14 protein-coding genes are annotated in these 14,670 nt (G+C 66.2%); 5 read left to right on the top strand and 9 right to left on the bottom strand.

Annotation, left to right across the window (positions count from 1 at the left end; translation table 11 throughout):
• The first annotated feature begins 10 nt into the window (after positions 1-10).
• Entirely contained in the window at positions 11-1,624 is a 1,614-nt protein-coding gene (locus tag CAL26_RS27540; protein ID WP_094849747.1) for a peptide chain release factor 3, read from the top strand.
• 10 nt (positions 1,625-1,634) lie between these two features.
• Entirely contained in the window at positions 1,635-2,324 is a 690-nt protein-coding gene (locus CAL26_RS27535; RefSeq protein WP_094849746.1) for a hypothetical protein, read from the top strand.
• Between the two features lie 5 nt (positions 2,325-2,329).
• Here CAL26_RS27535 and bfr read toward each other — a convergent pair whose 3' ends face one another.
• The gene (gene bfr, locus CAL26_RS27530; protein ID WP_094849745.1) at positions 2,330-2,806 is read right to left on the bottom strand and encodes a bacterioferritin; all 477 of its coding nucleotides are present in this window, start codon (positions 2,804-2,806) and stop codon (positions 2,330-2,332) included.
• Positions 2,807-3,019: 213 nt separating this feature from the next.
• Positions 3,020-3,934 (bottom strand): DMT family transporter, encoded by a 915-nt coding sequence (locus CAL26_RS27525; RefSeq protein ID WP_094850119.1) that lies wholly within the window; start codon positions 3,932-3,934, stop codon positions 3,020-3,022.
• A 125-nt stretch (positions 3,935-4,059) separates the two neighbouring features.
• Here CAL26_RS27525 and CAL26_RS27520 point away from each other — a divergent pair, with 125 nt between their 5' ends.
• Positions 4,060-4,986: a LysR family transcriptional regulator gene (locus tag CAL26_RS27520; RefSeq protein WP_143277511.1), complete on the top strand. Its 927-nt coding sequence runs from the start codon at positions 4,060-4,062 to the stop codon at positions 4,984-4,986.
• On the opposite strand, the gene CAL26_RS27515 is transcribed toward CAL26_RS27520, so the two are convergent.
• On the bottom strand, positions 4,932-5,204 hold the full coding sequence (locus CAL26_RS27515) for a (2Fe-2S)-binding protein (protein ID WP_094849744.1): 273 nt from the start codon (positions 5,202-5,204) through the stop codon (positions 4,932-4,934). The two genes, CAL26_RS27520 and CAL26_RS27515, sit on opposite strands and share 55 nt — an antisense overlap.
• Positions 5,205-5,276: 72 nt before the next feature.
• The gene (gene rpoN, locus CAL26_RS27510) at positions 5,277-6,698 is read right to left on the bottom strand and encodes an RNA polymerase factor sigma-54 (protein WP_444876513.1); all 1,422 of its coding nucleotides are present in this window, start codon (positions 6,696-6,698) and stop codon (positions 5,277-5,279) included.
• 16 nt (positions 6,699-6,714) lie between these two features.
• On the opposite strand from rpoN, the gene CAL26_RS27505 reads away from it, so the two are divergent.
• Positions 6,715-7,443 (top strand): hypothetical protein, encoded by a 729-nt coding sequence (locus tag CAL26_RS27505; RefSeq protein ID WP_143277510.1) that lies wholly within the window; start codon positions 6,715-6,717, stop codon positions 7,441-7,443.
• 471 nt (positions 7,444-7,914) lie between these two features.
• Positions 7,915-9,627, top strand: coding sequence for a 2-isopropylmalate synthase (leuA, locus tag CAL26_RS27500; protein ID WP_094849741.1), 1,713 nt, complete (start codon positions 7,915-7,917; stop codon positions 9,625-9,627).
• 28 nt (positions 9,628-9,655) lie between these two features.
• Here leuA and CAL26_RS27495 read toward each other — a convergent pair whose 3' ends face one another.
• The 5 genes from CAL26_RS27495 to CAL26_RS27475 all read right to left on the bottom strand — a co-directional run bounded on the left by CAL26_RS27495 (position 9,656) and on the right by CAL26_RS27475 (position 14,660).
• On the bottom strand, positions 9,656-10,453 hold the full coding sequence (locus CAL26_RS27495; RefSeq protein WP_094849740.1) for a carbohydrate ABC transporter permease: 798 nt from the start codon (positions 10,451-10,453) through the stop codon (positions 9,656-9,658).
• Entirely contained in the window at positions 10,450-11,313 is an 864-nt protein-coding gene (locus tag CAL26_RS27490; protein WP_094849739.1) for a carbohydrate ABC transporter permease, read from the bottom strand. Before CAL26_RS27490 ends, CAL26_RS27495 begins: the two co-directional genes overlap by 4 nt.
• Positions 11,314-11,330: 17 nt before the next feature.
• Positions 11,331-12,623: an ABC transporter substrate-binding protein gene (locus CAL26_RS27485; protein ID WP_094849738.1), complete on the bottom strand. Its 1,293-nt coding sequence runs from the start codon at positions 12,621-12,623 to the stop codon at positions 11,331-11,333.
• 19 nt (positions 12,624-12,642) lie between these two features.
• Positions 12,643-13,719, bottom strand: a complete 1,077-nt coding sequence (locus CAL26_RS27480) for an ABC transporter ATP-binding protein (RefSeq protein WP_094849737.1) — start codon at positions 13,717-13,719, stop codon at positions 12,643-12,645.
• Between the two features lie 119 nt (positions 13,720-13,838).
• Positions 13,839-14,660 carry a phosphodiesterase gene (locus tag CAL26_RS27475; RefSeq protein WP_094849736.1) on the bottom strand — a complete coding sequence of 274 codons (822 nt, stop codon included), beginning with the start codon at positions 14,658-14,660 and terminating at the stop codon, positions 13,839-13,841.
• Between the last annotated feature and the right edge of the window lie 10 nt (positions 14,661-14,670).

The raw sequence follows: 14,670 nt of genomic DNA, 5'->3' as shown, positions 1-14,670 counted from the left end.
TCCACCGCATATGAATATCCAGAAAGAAGTCGCGCGGCGACGTACCTTCGCCATCATCTCGCACCCCGACGCCGGCAAGACCACGCTGACCGAAAAGCTGCTGCTGTTCGCGGGCGCGATCCAGATCGCCGGCAGCGTGAAGGCGCGCAAGGCCAGCCGGCACGCCTCTTCGGACTGGATGGAAATCGAAAAGCAGCGCGGCATCTCGGTCGCTTCGTCGGTCATGCAGATGGAGTACCGCGACAGCGTCATCAACCTGCTGGACACCCCGGGCCACCAGGACTTTTCCGAAGATACCTATCGCGTGCTGACGGCCGTCGACGCGGCGTTGATGGTGATCGACGCCGCCAACGGCGTGGAGCCGCAAACCAAGCGGCTGCTGCAGGTCTGCCGTGCGCGCAACACGCCCATCATCACCTTCATCAACAAGATGGACCGCGAAGTCCGCGAGCCCCTGGAACTGCTGGCTGAAATCGAGTCGCACCTGGGCATGGACGCGGTGCCGTTCTCCTGGCCGGTCGGCATGGGCAAGACCTTCGGCGGCGTCTTCGATATCCGCCAGGACCGCATGCGCATCTTCCGTGCGGGCCAGGAACGGCGCAACGACGACGACGAATTCATCCAGGGCCTGGACAATCCGGCGATCGCCGACCGCTTCGGCGACGCCTTCGCCAAGGCGCATGAAGAAATCGGCCTGATCACCGAGGCCGCGCCGGCCTTCGACGCGCAAGCCTTTCTCGACGGCAAGCAGACGCCCGTATTCTTCGGCTCTGCCATCAACAACTTCGGCGTGCAGGAAGTCCTGGACGCGCTGGTCGAGCTCGCGCCCCGGCCGGGCCCGCGCCCGGCCCTGCAACGCGTGGTGCAGCCCGACGAACCGCGCTTTACCGGCGTCGTGTTCAAGGTGCAGGCCAATATGGACCCGGCGCACCGCGACCGCGTGGCGTTCGTGCGCGTCAGCTCCGGCCGCTTCGAACGCGGCATGCGCCTGAAGGTCTGCCGCACCAACAAGGAAATGCGGCCCAACAACGTCGTGTCCTTCCTGTCCCAGCGCCGCGAACTGCTGGACGAAGCCTATGCCGGCGACGTGATCGGCATCCCCAACCACGGCGTGCTGCAACTGGGCGACGTGCTGACGGAAGGCGAAATCCTGCAGTTCACGGGCCTGCCGTTCTTCGCGCCGGAGCTGTTCCAGGCCGTCGAAGTCAAGGATCCCCTGCGCACCAAGCAGTTGCGCACCGGGCTGGCGCAGCTGGGCGAAGAAGGCGCCATCCAGGTGTTCCGTCCCGTCGCGGCCGGCGGCGCGATGCTGCTGGGCGCGGTCGGCCAGTTGCAGTTCGAAGTGGTGCAGCATCGCCTGAAAACGGAGTACGGCGTCGACGCCAGGCTCATGCAATCGCGTTACACCATGGCACGATGGATTACGTCGGAAGACCCCCGTGCTCTGCGAAAGTTCATGGATGCCAATGCAGCCCATATCGCCTATGATGTGGTGGACGCGGCCGCGTTTCTGATCGGCTCGCCCGCGCAGCTGCGTGTCGCGGAAGAACTGTATCCGGATGTGAAGTTCCACGCGATGCGGGAGCACGGCGGGCGGGTGTTCGGCGACAAGGCCCAGGCTTAAGAGGTTGAGAATGTCTTGGCGAGTATTGTTCGCGACACTGCTGGTGGCCCTGGCCGCTTCCGCGTGGGGCGGCATCCAGTTCGGTGATTGGTTGGTGGCGCATGCGCCCACCGCCACGCGTACGCCCAACGAAACCGATTCGAATCAGGAACCCATACTGGACGCGGACGGCCGCCCCTACACGGCGCAGCCGCCGCAGCCCCGCATCGACGGTACCCTGGGCGTGCCTGATCGCCCGACCGGCACCAACTGGACGGTCGCCACGGTGTCGCTGTTCGACACCGTGAAAGACCCATCGGTCATGATTTCCCGCGACAGCATTTCCATGGACCAGGCGCGCCAGATCGCGGCCGCGACCCAGTCCGCCCTGCCGCCCGGGGGCAGCGACGTCACGACGCTGGACCTGGCCACCCAGCAGGCGCAGACGGCACAATCGGCGCAGCAATACGCGCAGATCCAGGCCTCACGCAACGTCAGCCAGCAGCCCATCGTGCAATCGGTGGACATGCCGGCCCCGCAGCAGCAGGCGTCAGCCGGCGCGGGCCAGAAGGGTTGGCAGGATGCCCTGCGTCGTGAACTGGCGCAATGCGCGGACGCCGGTTTCTTCGAGCGTCCGACCTGCGCGTGGAATGCGCGCAATAAGTACTGCGCGCCGAATCAGGCATGGGGAAGCATCCCCGAATGCCCGCACCGTCCGTAGACGGCTTACTCCGATACTTCCATCTGGCTTTGCAGATAGTTCTGCAGGCCCACCTGATCGACCAGGCCGATCTGCGTTTCCAGGTAGTCGATGTGTTCCTCGGTATCGTCCAGGATGTCCTGGAATAGATCGCGGGACACGTAGTCGCGCACGGACTCGCAATGCGCGATGGCTTCCTTGACGGTCGCCTGGGCGCCCTGCTCCAGCTTCAGGTCACAGGACAGGATTTCCGGCACGTCTTCGCCGATCAGCAGCTTGTGCAGGTCTTGCAGGTTCGGCAGACCATCCAGCATGAAGATGCGTTCGATGAGCCGGTCGGCGTGCTTCATTTCGCCGATGGACTCTTCGTATTCATGTTTGCCCAGCTTGTTCAGCCCCCAGTGGCGCAACATGCGCGCATGAAGGAAGTACTGGTTGATGGCCGTCAACTCATTGGTCAATTGCTTGTTCAAGAATTGGATGACGGTTTTGTCGCCTTGCATGATGGACTCCTTGCTGAATCCCGGCAGACTACCATCCAGTGGCGCGCCAGCATACCCCTGAGGCGCATGTGGTAAATCGGGCTGCAAGCGGTATCTGTAAGCGGAAACAGCAACGCAATGAGAATGAGTCGGCGTACGTAGGGCGTTCAGGCATGCCGTATCGACGTGCGGCGAAGGCGCTCTCAGCGCCTCGCCAGCCCCCGCGGCATGCGCTCAGGCCGACCGGGCCGGCCGCGTCGCCATCCAGATTCCAAGCGCGATGGGCACGATCCCGACCAGGTCCATGACCGCGACCGGCTCGGCCAGTATCGCCCAGCCGAACAGCAGCCCCAGCGGCGGCATCAGGAAATGCAATGCGCTGGCCGCCGTGGCGCTGGAACGCGAGAGAATCAGGAACCACAGGCCGAATCCGCCCATGGAGATGGCGATCACCATGTAGGCCATGCTCCAGAACAAGGATGCCGTGTAGTTGATCGGCAGCTGCGCTTCGTAGATCCAGGCAAAGGGCAACAGCGCCAGCCCGCCCGCCAGCGATTGCACGCCGGTGGCGAGCCAGATATTGCTGCCGGGCGTATGGCGTTTGTAGAGCAGCGTGCCCGCCACCAGCGCGCCCAGCGCCGCGACCACCAGCAGCGTGCCGTGCAGGTCTTCATGGCCGCCGGTCAGGCGCGAACGCAGCACCAGCGCCACGCCCGCCAGGCCCAGGCACAAGCCGGCCACCTTGCGCCAGCCCACGCGCTCGCCCAGCAATGGCCCCGCCAGCGCGCCGATCAGCAAGGGATTGGTGCTGACGATCACGGCGGCGAACGCGGAGGACACCGTCATCATGCCGGTCCAGCTCAGCCCCAGGTACACCGCATTGTTGAGGACGCCGAGCAGGCACAGCATGGCCCACTGCCGCCACGGCAGGCGCTGCATGCCGCCGGTGAGGCGGGCCAACCCTATCATCAGCACCGCCGCGATGAAGAACCGCACTGTCAGCAAGGTCAATGGCGGACAGTCGCGCAGCGCGATCTTGGCGGCGGCGAAGGCGGAGCTCCACAGTAGGCAGAAGACGGCGATCGGCCCCCACGCAACGGGCGATGCCGAGGCGGGAGGAGCGGGGGAGACAGCTTGTAGTGTTTTCATCATGAACCCAGGGCGAATCAGTCACCCGACTACGGAACGGTTGACGGGATTGTGTTGCGCCCTGCATCCATTGACAAATTCTTTATTTCCATCAAAAGTATTCGAAAAACCGATGGAAAAATCCCATGCCGGATATCGATCTCCTGCGCAGCTTCGTATCGGTCGTCGACGCGGGCGGTTTCACGCGGGCCAGCGAACGCGTGCACCGCACGCAGTCCACGGTCAGCCAGCAGATCCGCAAGCTGGAGGAAAGGCTCGGCTGCGCGCTGTTCCGCCGTGAAGGCCGCAAGGCCCTGCTGACCGAGGATGGCGAGCGCCTGCTGGGCTACGCGCGCCGTATCCTGGCCTTGTCCAGCGAACTGACGGACACGGTAGGCAAGGGGGCGCGCGCCGAGGCGGTGCGCCTGGGGCTGCCCGACGACCTGGCGGTGCCGGCGCTGACCGAGATCGTCGGCGCATTCGCGCGCTCGCGCCCCGACGTGCGCCTGTCGGTGTGCTGCGACCTGAGCTTCCGCCTGCGATCCGCCCTGGCCCAGGGCGACCTGGACCTGGTGCTGCTGAAGCGGGAACCGGATGGCGGACCTGGCATCGCGGCCTGGCCGGAACGGCTGCATTGGGTGGGCGAGCGCGCCGCCTTGCCTGCCGGCGACGATCCGGTGCCGCTGGTCATGCGGCCGGCGGGCTGCCTGTATCGGGAACGAGCCATCCACGCCCTGGAGCGCGCCGGACGGCGTTGGCGCATCGTGTACGAAAGCCCCAACCTGCCCGGGATCCAGGCGGCGCTGCGTGGGGGATTGGGCGTGTCGGTGCTGGACGAACACGGCATGGCGGGCTGGGAAGCACCCTGCCCAAGCCTGGACGACGCCTTTCCGCCCATCGACGCGACGGAACTGGCCCTGATCGCCCATGCGGAGGCGCCGGACAGCGCGCATGACATGGCCGCCATCCTGCGCCGCTTCTGCGACAGGCAGCGCGGCGCGGCGGCCTTGCCCGCGGCTCAGGCAGCCGCTACGACCGGGATGGGAAAGCCATTGGCCGCCGAACCGCTCTGATCGGCGATGGGAACCGCCGCAGCATGGGTCAGGGCGCGCACTTCGCAGACGCTGGAGCAGCGGCCGCCGGGCAGGTATTCCGCGGCGGTCGCCGCACACGTTCCGCAGCACGTGGCGACACCCAGCTCGAACTGAAGATCGTCGAGCGTGGCGGCGCCTCCGTCCACGGCGGCACGGACCTGGCGTTCGGTGATGGCGTTGCAGACACAAACGTACATGGAATTATTATCGAAAATTATTCGCATTACGGCAACTGCAAAAAGCGGGGACGCGGCTACTTGGCAGACGGGCTAGCGCAGTGATGCCTGGGCCTTGCGTACCGACGCTGGCGCGATGCGCATGGCTTCACGATATTTGGCCACGGTACGGCGTGCGATGACGATCCCCTGTTCGGCCAGTTTCAGCATGAGCTGATTGTCTGAAAGCGGCTTGGCGCGGTTTTCCTCCGCCACCAGGCGCTTGATGTGGGCCTGCACCGCCGTCGCGGAAGCGGCGTCGCCGCTGTCGGTGGCGACGCCCGCACCGAAGAAATCCTTGAGCTCCATCGTGCCGAACGGAGTGAGCATGTACTTCTGCGTCGTGGCGCGTGAAATCGTGGATTCGTGCAAGCCGAGTTCGCCGGCGATGTCCTTCAGAATCAACGGCCGCATGGCGGACGGGCCCTGGCTGAAGAAGGCCGATTGGTGATCGACGATGGCTTGCGCCACCCGCAGGATGGTATCGAAGCGCTGTTCGACGTTGCGGATCATCCATCGGGCCTGCTGCAGCTGCGCATGCAGGGCGGCGTGGCTGGCCTCCCGCTGGTTGCCCAGCATCTGCGCGTAGACGCCGTTGATGCGCAGGCGGGGCATGGCGGCGCTGTTCAACACCACCCGCCAGCCCTTGCGCGTCTTGCGCACGATGACGTCCGGGATGGCGTAGTCGGCGACCGGAATGGTCCAGCGGCGGCCGGGCCGGGGATCCAGCTTGAGAATCAGGGCGCGCGCCGCCCGCACGGTGGCGTCGTCGCAGGGCAGGACTTCGCGCAGCCGGGCCGGGTTGCTGGCCGCCAGCAATTGCAGGTGCTCCGCGCATATCGTGCGGGCCCAGGCCAGCACCGCGGGGTCGGCGGCTTCCGGCAAGGCGGCCAGGTCCGGTTCGCGCAGCTGCAGGGCCAGGCACTCCGCCATGTCGCGGGCGCCGATGCCGGGCGGGTCGAAGGATTGCAGCAGCCGCAGCGCGGCGCGCAGTTCGTCGACGTCGGCTTCGATTTCCGCCGGCAGCCAGCTGAGGATTTCCTCCAGGGGCGATCCCAGGTAGCCGTTGTCGTCCAGTTCGTCGATCAGCAGCGCGACCAGCGCCGCGTCGCGGTGGCTGGCCCGCGTCAGCGCCAGTTGCGCCAGCAGGTGTTCGCGCAGGGTTTCGCCACGCGCGGCCTCCGGCATATCGCCGTCGTCGTCCGAATGGACGCCCTTGGCGCCCGGCATTTCATCCACCCCGGTTTCGCGTTCCGGCGCCGGGTCGTCGTCATGCGCGGATTCCTCGCGGTTGGGATCGATGTCCTCGACCGCCGGCTCTTCGTCGCGTTCCAGCAGCGGGTTTTCGTCCAGCGCCTGGGAAATCTCCGCTTCCAGGGCGAGCGTCGACAACTGCAGCATCCGGATGGATTGCTGCAGCTGCGGGGTCAGGGCAAGGTGTTGCCCGGGCCGGAGTTCTAAGGCGTGACGAGTCATAGGTACAATATTTTGCATGATGAATCTGACTTCGCCCGAACGCATCCGCCAGGACAGCCGCCTGATTCGCCAGACGCTGCTGAAACTGTCGTCCCCCAGACTGGTGCTGCGGGCGGTCGTCATCGCCGTGGCGGTGGTGATCTGGCTGCTGGTGGCCCAGCGCATCCTGGCCTTCGGCGCCACGCTGGATTACCAGTTCCTGCACCCCCTGGGCGCCTCCACGATAGAGCTGTTGAACCGCATCAATCCCTATCTGTGGTGGGCGGTGGCGCTGATCTGGACGCTGCTCGTGTTCTTCGCGGTGCGGGCCTGGCTGCGCGCCAACATGGACGCCGCCCGCCTGCGGACGGTGCCGGCGGACACGTTCGCGGAACTGGCGGGCGAGCTCAGCGATGAAGTTCTCGGCGTCATGCGCTGGAGCTGGGGCAGCCGCGACGAACCCTTCACTGTTGGGGATTTGCAACGCACCCTGTGGGAAGTGCGCCACGGACGCATCGCCAAGATCGCCATGGTACGCGAGCAGGAAGCCCTGCTGGGCATCCCGCAGGCGGTGCCCGGACGCCTGGACCGCGGCGATGCCGTGACCCGCGCCGACCGCGCCGACCGTGACGGCCGTCCCGGCCTGGGCCGCCCGGACCGCGCCGCGCCCCAGGGGACGGAACTGCTGGGCGACCGCCGCCGGCCGGTACGGGCGGGCGCGGATGCCGATGGCCCCATCGAACCGCGCATCGGACCCATCAAATAGGCGTTGAGCCCGGGTTGAGCCCCAGGTTAAGCCCGGGTTGAGCCCCGGGTTGATTCCGGGCGTCGACTCTTCCGCCCCCCCGGCGCCCCGCATTTGCGTCTTCCACCGAAATGTGGTTGACTTACGGCTTGCCCATCATCACATCCCATGGCCGCTAACCGCATCCCTCTCGCGATGACCACCGGACGCTTCGACGCGCCGATGGGCGGTTTGCATTCCACGCTAGGGACTGTCGGCGCGCTGGCGCTATCGCTACAACTACTGATCGGTTGCCGGGCCTAGCGTCCCGTGGCAGTTCGGCAGCCGTTGCGCCACAACGTCTTTCCCCGTAAATAAAGAATCCCGCTGGCCTGTCCAGGCCGCCTGTCCGAGTGTGTCGCCGCCGATGCGGGCGTCGCCGACGGGCACCGCAGCGATATCGCCGCACGATGCCGCGCACCGGGATTCGCGCTACCGCCCAGAGGTCACCCGATGATGCTTGCCAACCCCGCACAGAAATACCGTCCCTTCGCACCGTTCAAGCAGGACTTTGCCGAACGCACCTGGCCCAGCCGCCGCATTACGCAGCCGCCGATCTGGATGAGCACCGACCTGCGCGACGGCAACCAGTCCCTGATCGAGCCGATGAGCGTGGAACGCAAGCTGCGCTTCTTCGAGCAGTTGGTGAAGATCGGGTTCAAGGAAATCGAAGTGGGCTTTCCGTCGGCGTCGCAGACGGATTTCGACTTCGTGCGCAAGCTGATCGACGAAAAGCGCATTCCGGATGACGTGGTCATCATCGTGTTGACGCAATCGCGCGAAGACCTGATCCAGCGTACGGCGGAAGCAGCCGCGGGCGCGCGTCGCGCCATCGTGCACCTGTACAACGCGGTCGCCCCGGCCTTCCGCAAGATCGTCTTCAACATGAGCAAGGAAGAGATCCGCAAGATCGCCACCAACGGTACCGCGATGGTGAAGGCGGCGGTGGCGCGCCACCCGGAAACGCAATGGGGCTACGAGTACTCGCCCGAAGTCTTCAGCACCACCGAACCCGAGTTCGCGCTGGAAGTGGTCGACGCGGTCAGCGCCGTATGGCAGCCCACGCCGTCCAACAAGATGATCGTCAACCTGCCGGCCACGATCGAGGCGACCACGCCCAATCTGTATGCGGACCAGATCGAATGGATGCACCGGAACCTGGCGCGCCGCGACAGCATCGTGCTGAGCGTGCATCCGCATAACGACCGCGGCACCGCCGTGGCCGCCGCCGAGTTCGCCGTCATGGCGGGCGCGGACCGCATCGAAGGCTGCCTGTTCGGCAGCGGCGAGCGCACCGGCAACGTCGACCTGGTCACGTTGGCCTTGAACCTGTACACGCAGGGCGTCCATCCCGGCCTGGATTTTTCCGATATCGACGAAGTGCGCCGCTGCGCGGAGTACTGCAACCAATTGCCCGTGCATCCGCGCCATCCCTACGCCGGCGACCTGGTGTTCACGGCGTTTTCCGGTTCGCACCAGGACGCCATCAAGAAGGGCCTCGCCCAACAGCAGCCCGACGGCGTGTGGGAAGTGCCCTACCTGCCCATCGACCCGGCCGACCTGGGCCGCAGCTACGACGCGGTGATCCGCGTCAACAGCCAGTCCGGCAAGGGCGGCGTGTCGTATCTGCTCGAACAGGAACACGGCCTGGTGTTGCCGCGCCGCCTGCAGATCGAATTCAGCCGCGCGATCCAGCGTGTCACCGACGTGACCGGCCGTGAGGTCACCGCGACGGACGTCTACGACATTTTCAAGCAGGAGTACCTGGAACAGAAGGCGCCGTGGAAGCTGATCGGCCATCGCATCGTCGGCGATCCGTCGGCCGCCGAATCGCGCCACTTCCGGGTGGAAGCGGACGTCGAGGTCGATGGCGTGCGTCGCACGATCACCGGCGAAGGCAACGGCGCCATTTCCGCCTTCGTAGCGGCGCTGGGCATGCCGGCGCGCGTGATGGATTACCACGAGCACGCGATCGGCGCCGGGTCGGACACCCGGGCCGCCAGCTATATCGAAGTGCGCGTGGGCGAATCGGCGACCGGCTTCGGCGTCGCCGTGGACCGGGACATCGTGACCGCGTCGTTCAAGGCCGTGCTGTGCGCGGTGAACCGCCATCTGAAGGCGGCCGCCGAAGAGGAAGCCCCCGTCACCGAGACGGCCGACGCCTGACCGGTAACCGGCCTGCGCGCCGGCCCGCTCAGCGGATGCCGGCGCGCAGGAAGGACTGCACGAACTGGCGCTGGAACAGCAGGAAGGCGATCAGCAGGGGCGCCGCGGACAGCAGCGTCGCCGCGGTGATCACCGACCAGTCTATGCCCTGGTCGGTGGAAGAAAACACCTGCAGGCCGACCGTCAGCGGACGCGTATTGACCGAGTTCGTGATGATCAGCGGCCACAGGAAGTTGTTCCAGTGGTAGCTGACCGACACCAGGCCGTAGGCGATATACGTGGGCCGCGCCAGCGGCACATAGACCTTCATCAATATCTGCCAGCCGTTCGCGCCTTCCACGCGGGCGGCTTCTTCGAGCTCGCGCGGGATGGTCTTGAAGGTCTGGCGCAGCAGGAAGATGCCGAAGGCCGAGGCGAAATACGGCAGGCCGATGGCGAAGACGGTATCGCGTATGCCCAGCCAGCTCATGGTGCGGTAGTTTTCGACGATCAGCACGTCGGGCATCACCATCAACTGCAGCAGCACCAGCAGGAACAAGGCGTCACGGCCGCGGAACTGGAAGCGCGCGAAGGCATAGCCGGCCATGGTCGACAGCACCAGCTGCGCGGCGAGCACCATGGTCACCAGCATGAAGGTATTCAGGAAGTAGCGCGGAAAGGGCGCGGCATCCCAGGCGCGCGCGAAATTTTCCAGCGTCAGCGGCGCCATCAGGTGGAAGCGGGTGGCATAGGCGGGCGGATGGAAGGCCGCCCACGCGGCGTACAGCAGCGGCAGTATCCACAGGATGCCCAGCAGCCACGCGCCGGCCGTGTCCAGTCGCTTCATTGGTAATGCGTCCTCTTGTCCAGCCAGCGGAACTTGAGCAGCGCCGCCAGCCCGAGCACGCCCAGCAGCACCACCGTCAAGGTCGCCGCGTAGGCGGTGTCCCAGAAACTGAAGCCGACCTGGTAGATATAGAAAAGCAGCAGGGTACTGGCGTTGTCGGGACCGCCGCGCGTCATCACCAGCACATGGTCGACCAGGCGGAACGCATTGATCAGGGCGTTGACGGCGACGAACAAGGTGGTCGGCATGAGCAGCGGCCAGAGGACGCGCCAGAAGTACTGCCAGCGCGACGCGCCTTCGAGCATGGCGGCCTCGCGCAGCGACGGCGACACGCCTTGCAGCGCGGCCAGGTAGAAGATCATGAAAAAGCCCGCTTCCTTCCACACCGATACCATCATCAGCGCGGGCAAGGCGGTTTCGCGCGAGCCCAGCCAGTTCACGCCGGGCAGGCCGAAGGCCTGCATGACCTGCGCGATCAGCCCGTATTGCGGGGTGTAGAAGAACAGCCAGATATTGGCGACCGCCACCATGGGCAGCACGGTGGGCGTGAAATACGACAAACGCAGGAAACCGCGCCCCGGCAGCCTGCCGTTCACCCACAGCGCCATCGCCAGCGCCAGCGCGATCGCGGCCGGCACGGTGCCCAGGGCGTACCACAGGTTGTTCCACAAGGCCTGCCAGAACACCGGGTCGTCGCGCATGGCCTGGTAGTTGTCCAGGCCGACGAATACCGCCGGCCGCCGGCCCTTGGGCGTGGAAAAGAAACTGTGCCAAAGGGTGGCGACCGCGGGGAAGTGCGTGAAGGCGGCCAGCAGCACCACCGCCGGCAGCAGGAGCAGCCAGGCGTGGACCGCCTTCATCGAGGGCGCGGCGGATTTCACCGGTAGGGCTTGAGGATGCGGTCCGACTCGCGCTGCGCGTCGCTCAGCGCCTGCTGCGCCGGCTTGGCGCCCGTGAGGATGGCCTGCAGCGCATCGTTCAGCACCTTGGTGACGCGCTGGTTCTCATGCGTGGAAAACTCCGCCACGCTGACCGCCAGCTGGTCGCGAGCCACCGCGGCGGCCGGCACCTGTTGCGCATACTGCTTCATCTTCGCGGTTTCCCATGCGGCGGGCGTGACCGCGACGTAGCCGGTGGCGATGCTCCAGTCCGCCGCGCGCTCGGGCGACGTGGCCCATTGCGCGAACTTCAGCGCGGCCTTCTGCTGGGCCGGCGTGCCGCTCTTGAAGATATAGAAGTTGCCGCCGCCGGTGGGGCTGCCGCCGCGCACCTTCTTCGGCATCATCGCGACGCCGAAAGGAAAGCTGGCGTTGGCACGGATGTTGGTCAGGTTGCCCGTCGTGGTCCACACGATGGCGGCTTTCTTTTCCAGGAAATCCTTGGGCGTGGTGCCCCAGTCTATGGTGCCGGTGGGCATCGCGCCATGCTTGGCCGACAGGTCGCGCCAGAACTGCGCGGCTTCGACCACGGCGGGCTTGTCCAGCATGACCTGGTTGCCGGCTTCGTTCATCAGGATCGCGCCGTTGGGCGTGGTGAGCGCCTGGAACAGCCAGTAGGCGAACGCGCCGCCCGACGGGATTTCCAGGCCCCACTGCGTGACGTTGCCGGAAGCATCCTTCCTGGTCAGCTTGACCGAAGCGTCGACCAGCTCCTGCCAGGTGGCGGGGGGATGCTCGGGATCCAGGCCGGCCGCCTTGAACAGATCCTTGTTGTAGTACATGACGATGGTGGAGCGCTGGAAGGGCACGCCCCACACGTGGCCACCCGTGCGGCTGTTCTGCATGAAGGCGTCATAGAAGCCGCCCAGCCAGGCTTTGCCGGCGGCATCGTTGGCCAGGCCGTCGATGGGCACCACGGCGTCTTCGTCGATCAGCGTGTACATATCGGTGGACAGCAGCACCGCCAGCTGGGGCGGCTGGCCGCCCTTCATCGCCGTCAGCACCTTGGCGATGGAATCCTGGTAGGTGCCCGCGTACACGGGCTTGATGTTGATGTCCGGATTTTCCTTGTGGAAGTCCGCCACCATGGTGTCGATGATCTTGGTGATGGGACCGCCGACGGCGACGGGATAGTAGAACTCCACGTCCACGGGCTGCTGGGCGTGGACGGGCAAGGCGAACAGCGCGCCGGCCATGACGGCGGCAAGGCTTTTCAATACGGTGCGTCGCATAGTGGCTTCCGGGTAAAGGTCAGGAGGAAATGGCAAGGCCCTGGGGGCCGAAGAAATGCTGGCGATCCGGCGCCCAGTGCAGGTGCACGTGGTCGCCGGCGGCGACGGTGGCATGGCCGGTCAGGCGCACGGCGACGCCGGCATTGGCACCGACGGCGCAGGTGACGATGGAATCCGCGCCGAAGTACTCGACGCCCTGCACGATGGCCGGACGGCCGCGCTGAAGCGGGTCGACCGTATCCGATGCATGCGCCGCGAGCCGGATGTGCTCCGGCCGCACGCCCAGGCGCACCGCATCGGCCGGCGCGCCGGGCACCGCGGGTTCGTTGGTGCCGGCCACCACATGCATGCCGCCGACGCGATCCAGCGTCAGCAAATTCATCGGCGGCGTGCCGATGAAGCGCGCGGCGAATTCGGTGGCGGGGCGCGCATACAGTCCATCGGGCGTATCGCACTGTTCGACCGCGCCGTGGCGCAGCAGGACGATCTGGTCGGCCATGCTCATGGCCTCGGTCTGGTCGTGCGTGACGTAGACCATGGTGATGCCCAGCTGGCGTTGCAGCGTACGGATTTCGCGGCGCATGTCGTGGCGCAGCTGGGCGTCCAGGTTCGACAGGGGCTCGTCCATCAGGCACACGGGCGCTTCGGAAATCACCGCGCGGCCCAGCGCGACGCGCTGCTGCTGGCCGCCGGACAATTGCGACGGCTTGCGGTCCAGCAGTTTTTCCAGGCCCAGCAGCTCCGCCACGCGAGCCAGGCGGCGCGCGTGGTCGGCGCGCGGCTCCTTGCGCACCTTCAGTCCGAACAGGATGTTCTCGCGCACGCTCAGGTGCGGAAACAGCGCATACGACTGGAACACCATGGCGATGCGCCGCTGCGCCGGCGGCAGCTGGGTGACGTCGCGGCCGCCGATCAGGATGCGGCCGGAACTGGGCGTATCCAGGCCGGCAATCATGCGCAGCGTCGTGGACTTGCCGCAGCCCGACGGGCCCAGCAATACCGTGAAGCTGCCTTCGGGCACATTGAGGTCGATGTCGCGGACCGCCGCGGTATCGGTATACCGCTTCGTCAGCTGTTCCAGAACGATGGCTGCCATTTCCCCTCGGTCCTCGTCTGCGACCGGCCTATTTTGACTGCAAATGTGGCTGCGAATGAAATCCTTTTCATTGTGCAGTGCGAACATGACGGGACGGTTTCAGCCGCCGTCCGTGTGCATCATTCGTCGATCAGGCCGCCGTCCTCATGGAAGGGATAGGGTCCGGCGTAGTCGCCGATGTACGCCAGGTGGCTGACCAGCCCGCCTTCACGCCACTCGTGCAGCATGAAGGCCGGCGGCTCCATGACGAAGGCCGACGGCGCATCCGGCCGCAGGTCCAGGGCGACCTGGTGGGCGGGACTGGGGCAGGTCGATGCGATGGTGCCGGCGAAACGGCGGTAGATGCTGCGATGCAGGTGGCCGCACACGATGCGTTCGATATTGCCGTGCCGGCCGACGATGCGCGCCAGCTCGTCGGCGCCCTGCAGCAAGCCGATGGCGTCCATATGCCCGATGCCCGTGGCGAAGGGCGGGTGGTGCATGGCCACGACCGTCGGACGCGCGGGCGCTTCGGCCAGGCGTCCCGCCAGCCAGGACAGCCGGCGCGCGCATAGCGCGCCATGGCTCTGGCCGGGCACCACCGTGTCCAGCACGATGATGCGCACGGGATAGTCGTCGACCACGTACTGCGCGTAACCGTCGCAGCCGCGCAGCGACGGATGTTCGACGAAGACCTCGGCCAGCACGTCGCGGTCGTCGTGGTTGCCCGGCAGCAGCAGATAGGGCATTTCCAGCGCATCCAGCATGTGCTTGAGATGCGCGTATTCGGCCGGCCGGCCGAAATCGGTCAGGTCGCCGGAGATGATCACGATGTCGGGCCGCGGGCGCTGCGCGTTGACGGCGGCGACGGCGGGCGGCAGATAGGCATCGGTCGCCACCACGCGGTAGGCCTTCTGGCCGGGCAGGCGGATATGTAGATCGCTGAGCTGGGCAATGAGCATGTCGGTACGA

Source organism: Bordetella genomosp. 9 (assembly GCF_002261425.1).
Lineage (GTDB): Bacteria > Pseudomonadota > Gammaproteobacteria > Burkholderiales > Burkholderiaceae_B > Bordetella_C.
This window is presented reverse-complemented; position numbering and strand designations above follow the sequence as displayed.

What these genes read in the sequence shown, in the direction of transcription:
- CAL26_RS27495 (WP_094849740.1), bottom strand. Translation starts at nt 10,453, where the DNA reads ATGAAGCGACTGGACACGGCCGGCGCGTGGCTGCTGGGCATCCTGTGG.
- CAL26_RS27490 (WP_094849739.1), bottom strand. Translation starts at nt 11,313, where the DNA reads ATGAAGGCGGTCCACGCCTGGCTGCTCCTGCTGCCGGCGGTGGTGCTG.
- CAL26_RS27540 (WP_094849747.1), top strand. Translation starts at nt 11, where the DNA reads ATGAATATCCAGAAAGAAGTCGCGCGGCGACGTACCTTCGCCATCATC.
- leuA (WP_094849741.1), top strand. Translation starts at nt 7,915, where the DNA reads ATGATGCTTGCCAACCCCGCACAGAAATACCGTCCCTTCGCACCGTTC.
- bfr (WP_094849745.1), bottom strand. Translation starts at nt 2,806, where the DNA reads ATGCAAGGCGACAAAACCGTCATCCAATTCTTGAACAAGCAATTGACC.
- CAL26_RS27485 (WP_094849738.1), bottom strand. Translation starts at nt 12,623, where the DNA reads ATGCGACGCACCGTATTGAAAAGCCTTGCCGCCGTCATGGCCGGCGCG.
- rpoN (WP_444876513.1), bottom strand. Translation starts at nt 6,698, where the DNA reads ATGACTCGTCACGCCTTAGAACTCCGGCCCGGGCAACACCTTGCCCTG.
- CAL26_RS27475 (WP_094849736.1), bottom strand. Translation starts at nt 14,660, where the DNA reads ATGCTCATTGCCCAGCTCAGCGATCTACATATCCGCCTGCCCGGCCAG.
- CAL26_RS27505 (WP_143277510.1), top strand. Translation starts at nt 6,715, where the DNA reads ATGATGAATCTGACTTCGCCCGAACGCATCCGCCAGGACAGCCGCCTG.
- CAL26_RS27525 (WP_094850119.1), bottom strand. Translation starts at nt 3,934, where the DNA reads ATGAAAACACTACAAGCTGTCTCCCCCGCTCCTCCCGCCTCGGCATCG.
- CAL26_RS27515 (WP_094849744.1), bottom strand. Translation starts at nt 5,204, where the DNA reads ATGTACGTTTGTGTCTGCAACGCCATCACCGAACGCCAGGTCCGTGCC.
- CAL26_RS27535 (WP_094849746.1), top strand. Translation starts at nt 1,635, where the DNA reads ATGTCTTGGCGAGTATTGTTCGCGACACTGCTGGTGGCCCTGGCCGCT.
- CAL26_RS27480 (WP_094849737.1), bottom strand. Translation starts at nt 13,719, where the DNA reads ATGGCAGCCATCGTTCTGGAACAGCTGACGAAGCGGTATACCGATACC.
- CAL26_RS27520 (WP_143277511.1), top strand. Translation starts at nt 4,060, where the DNA reads ATGCCGGATATCGATCTCCTGCGCAGCTTCGTATCGGTCGTCGACGCG.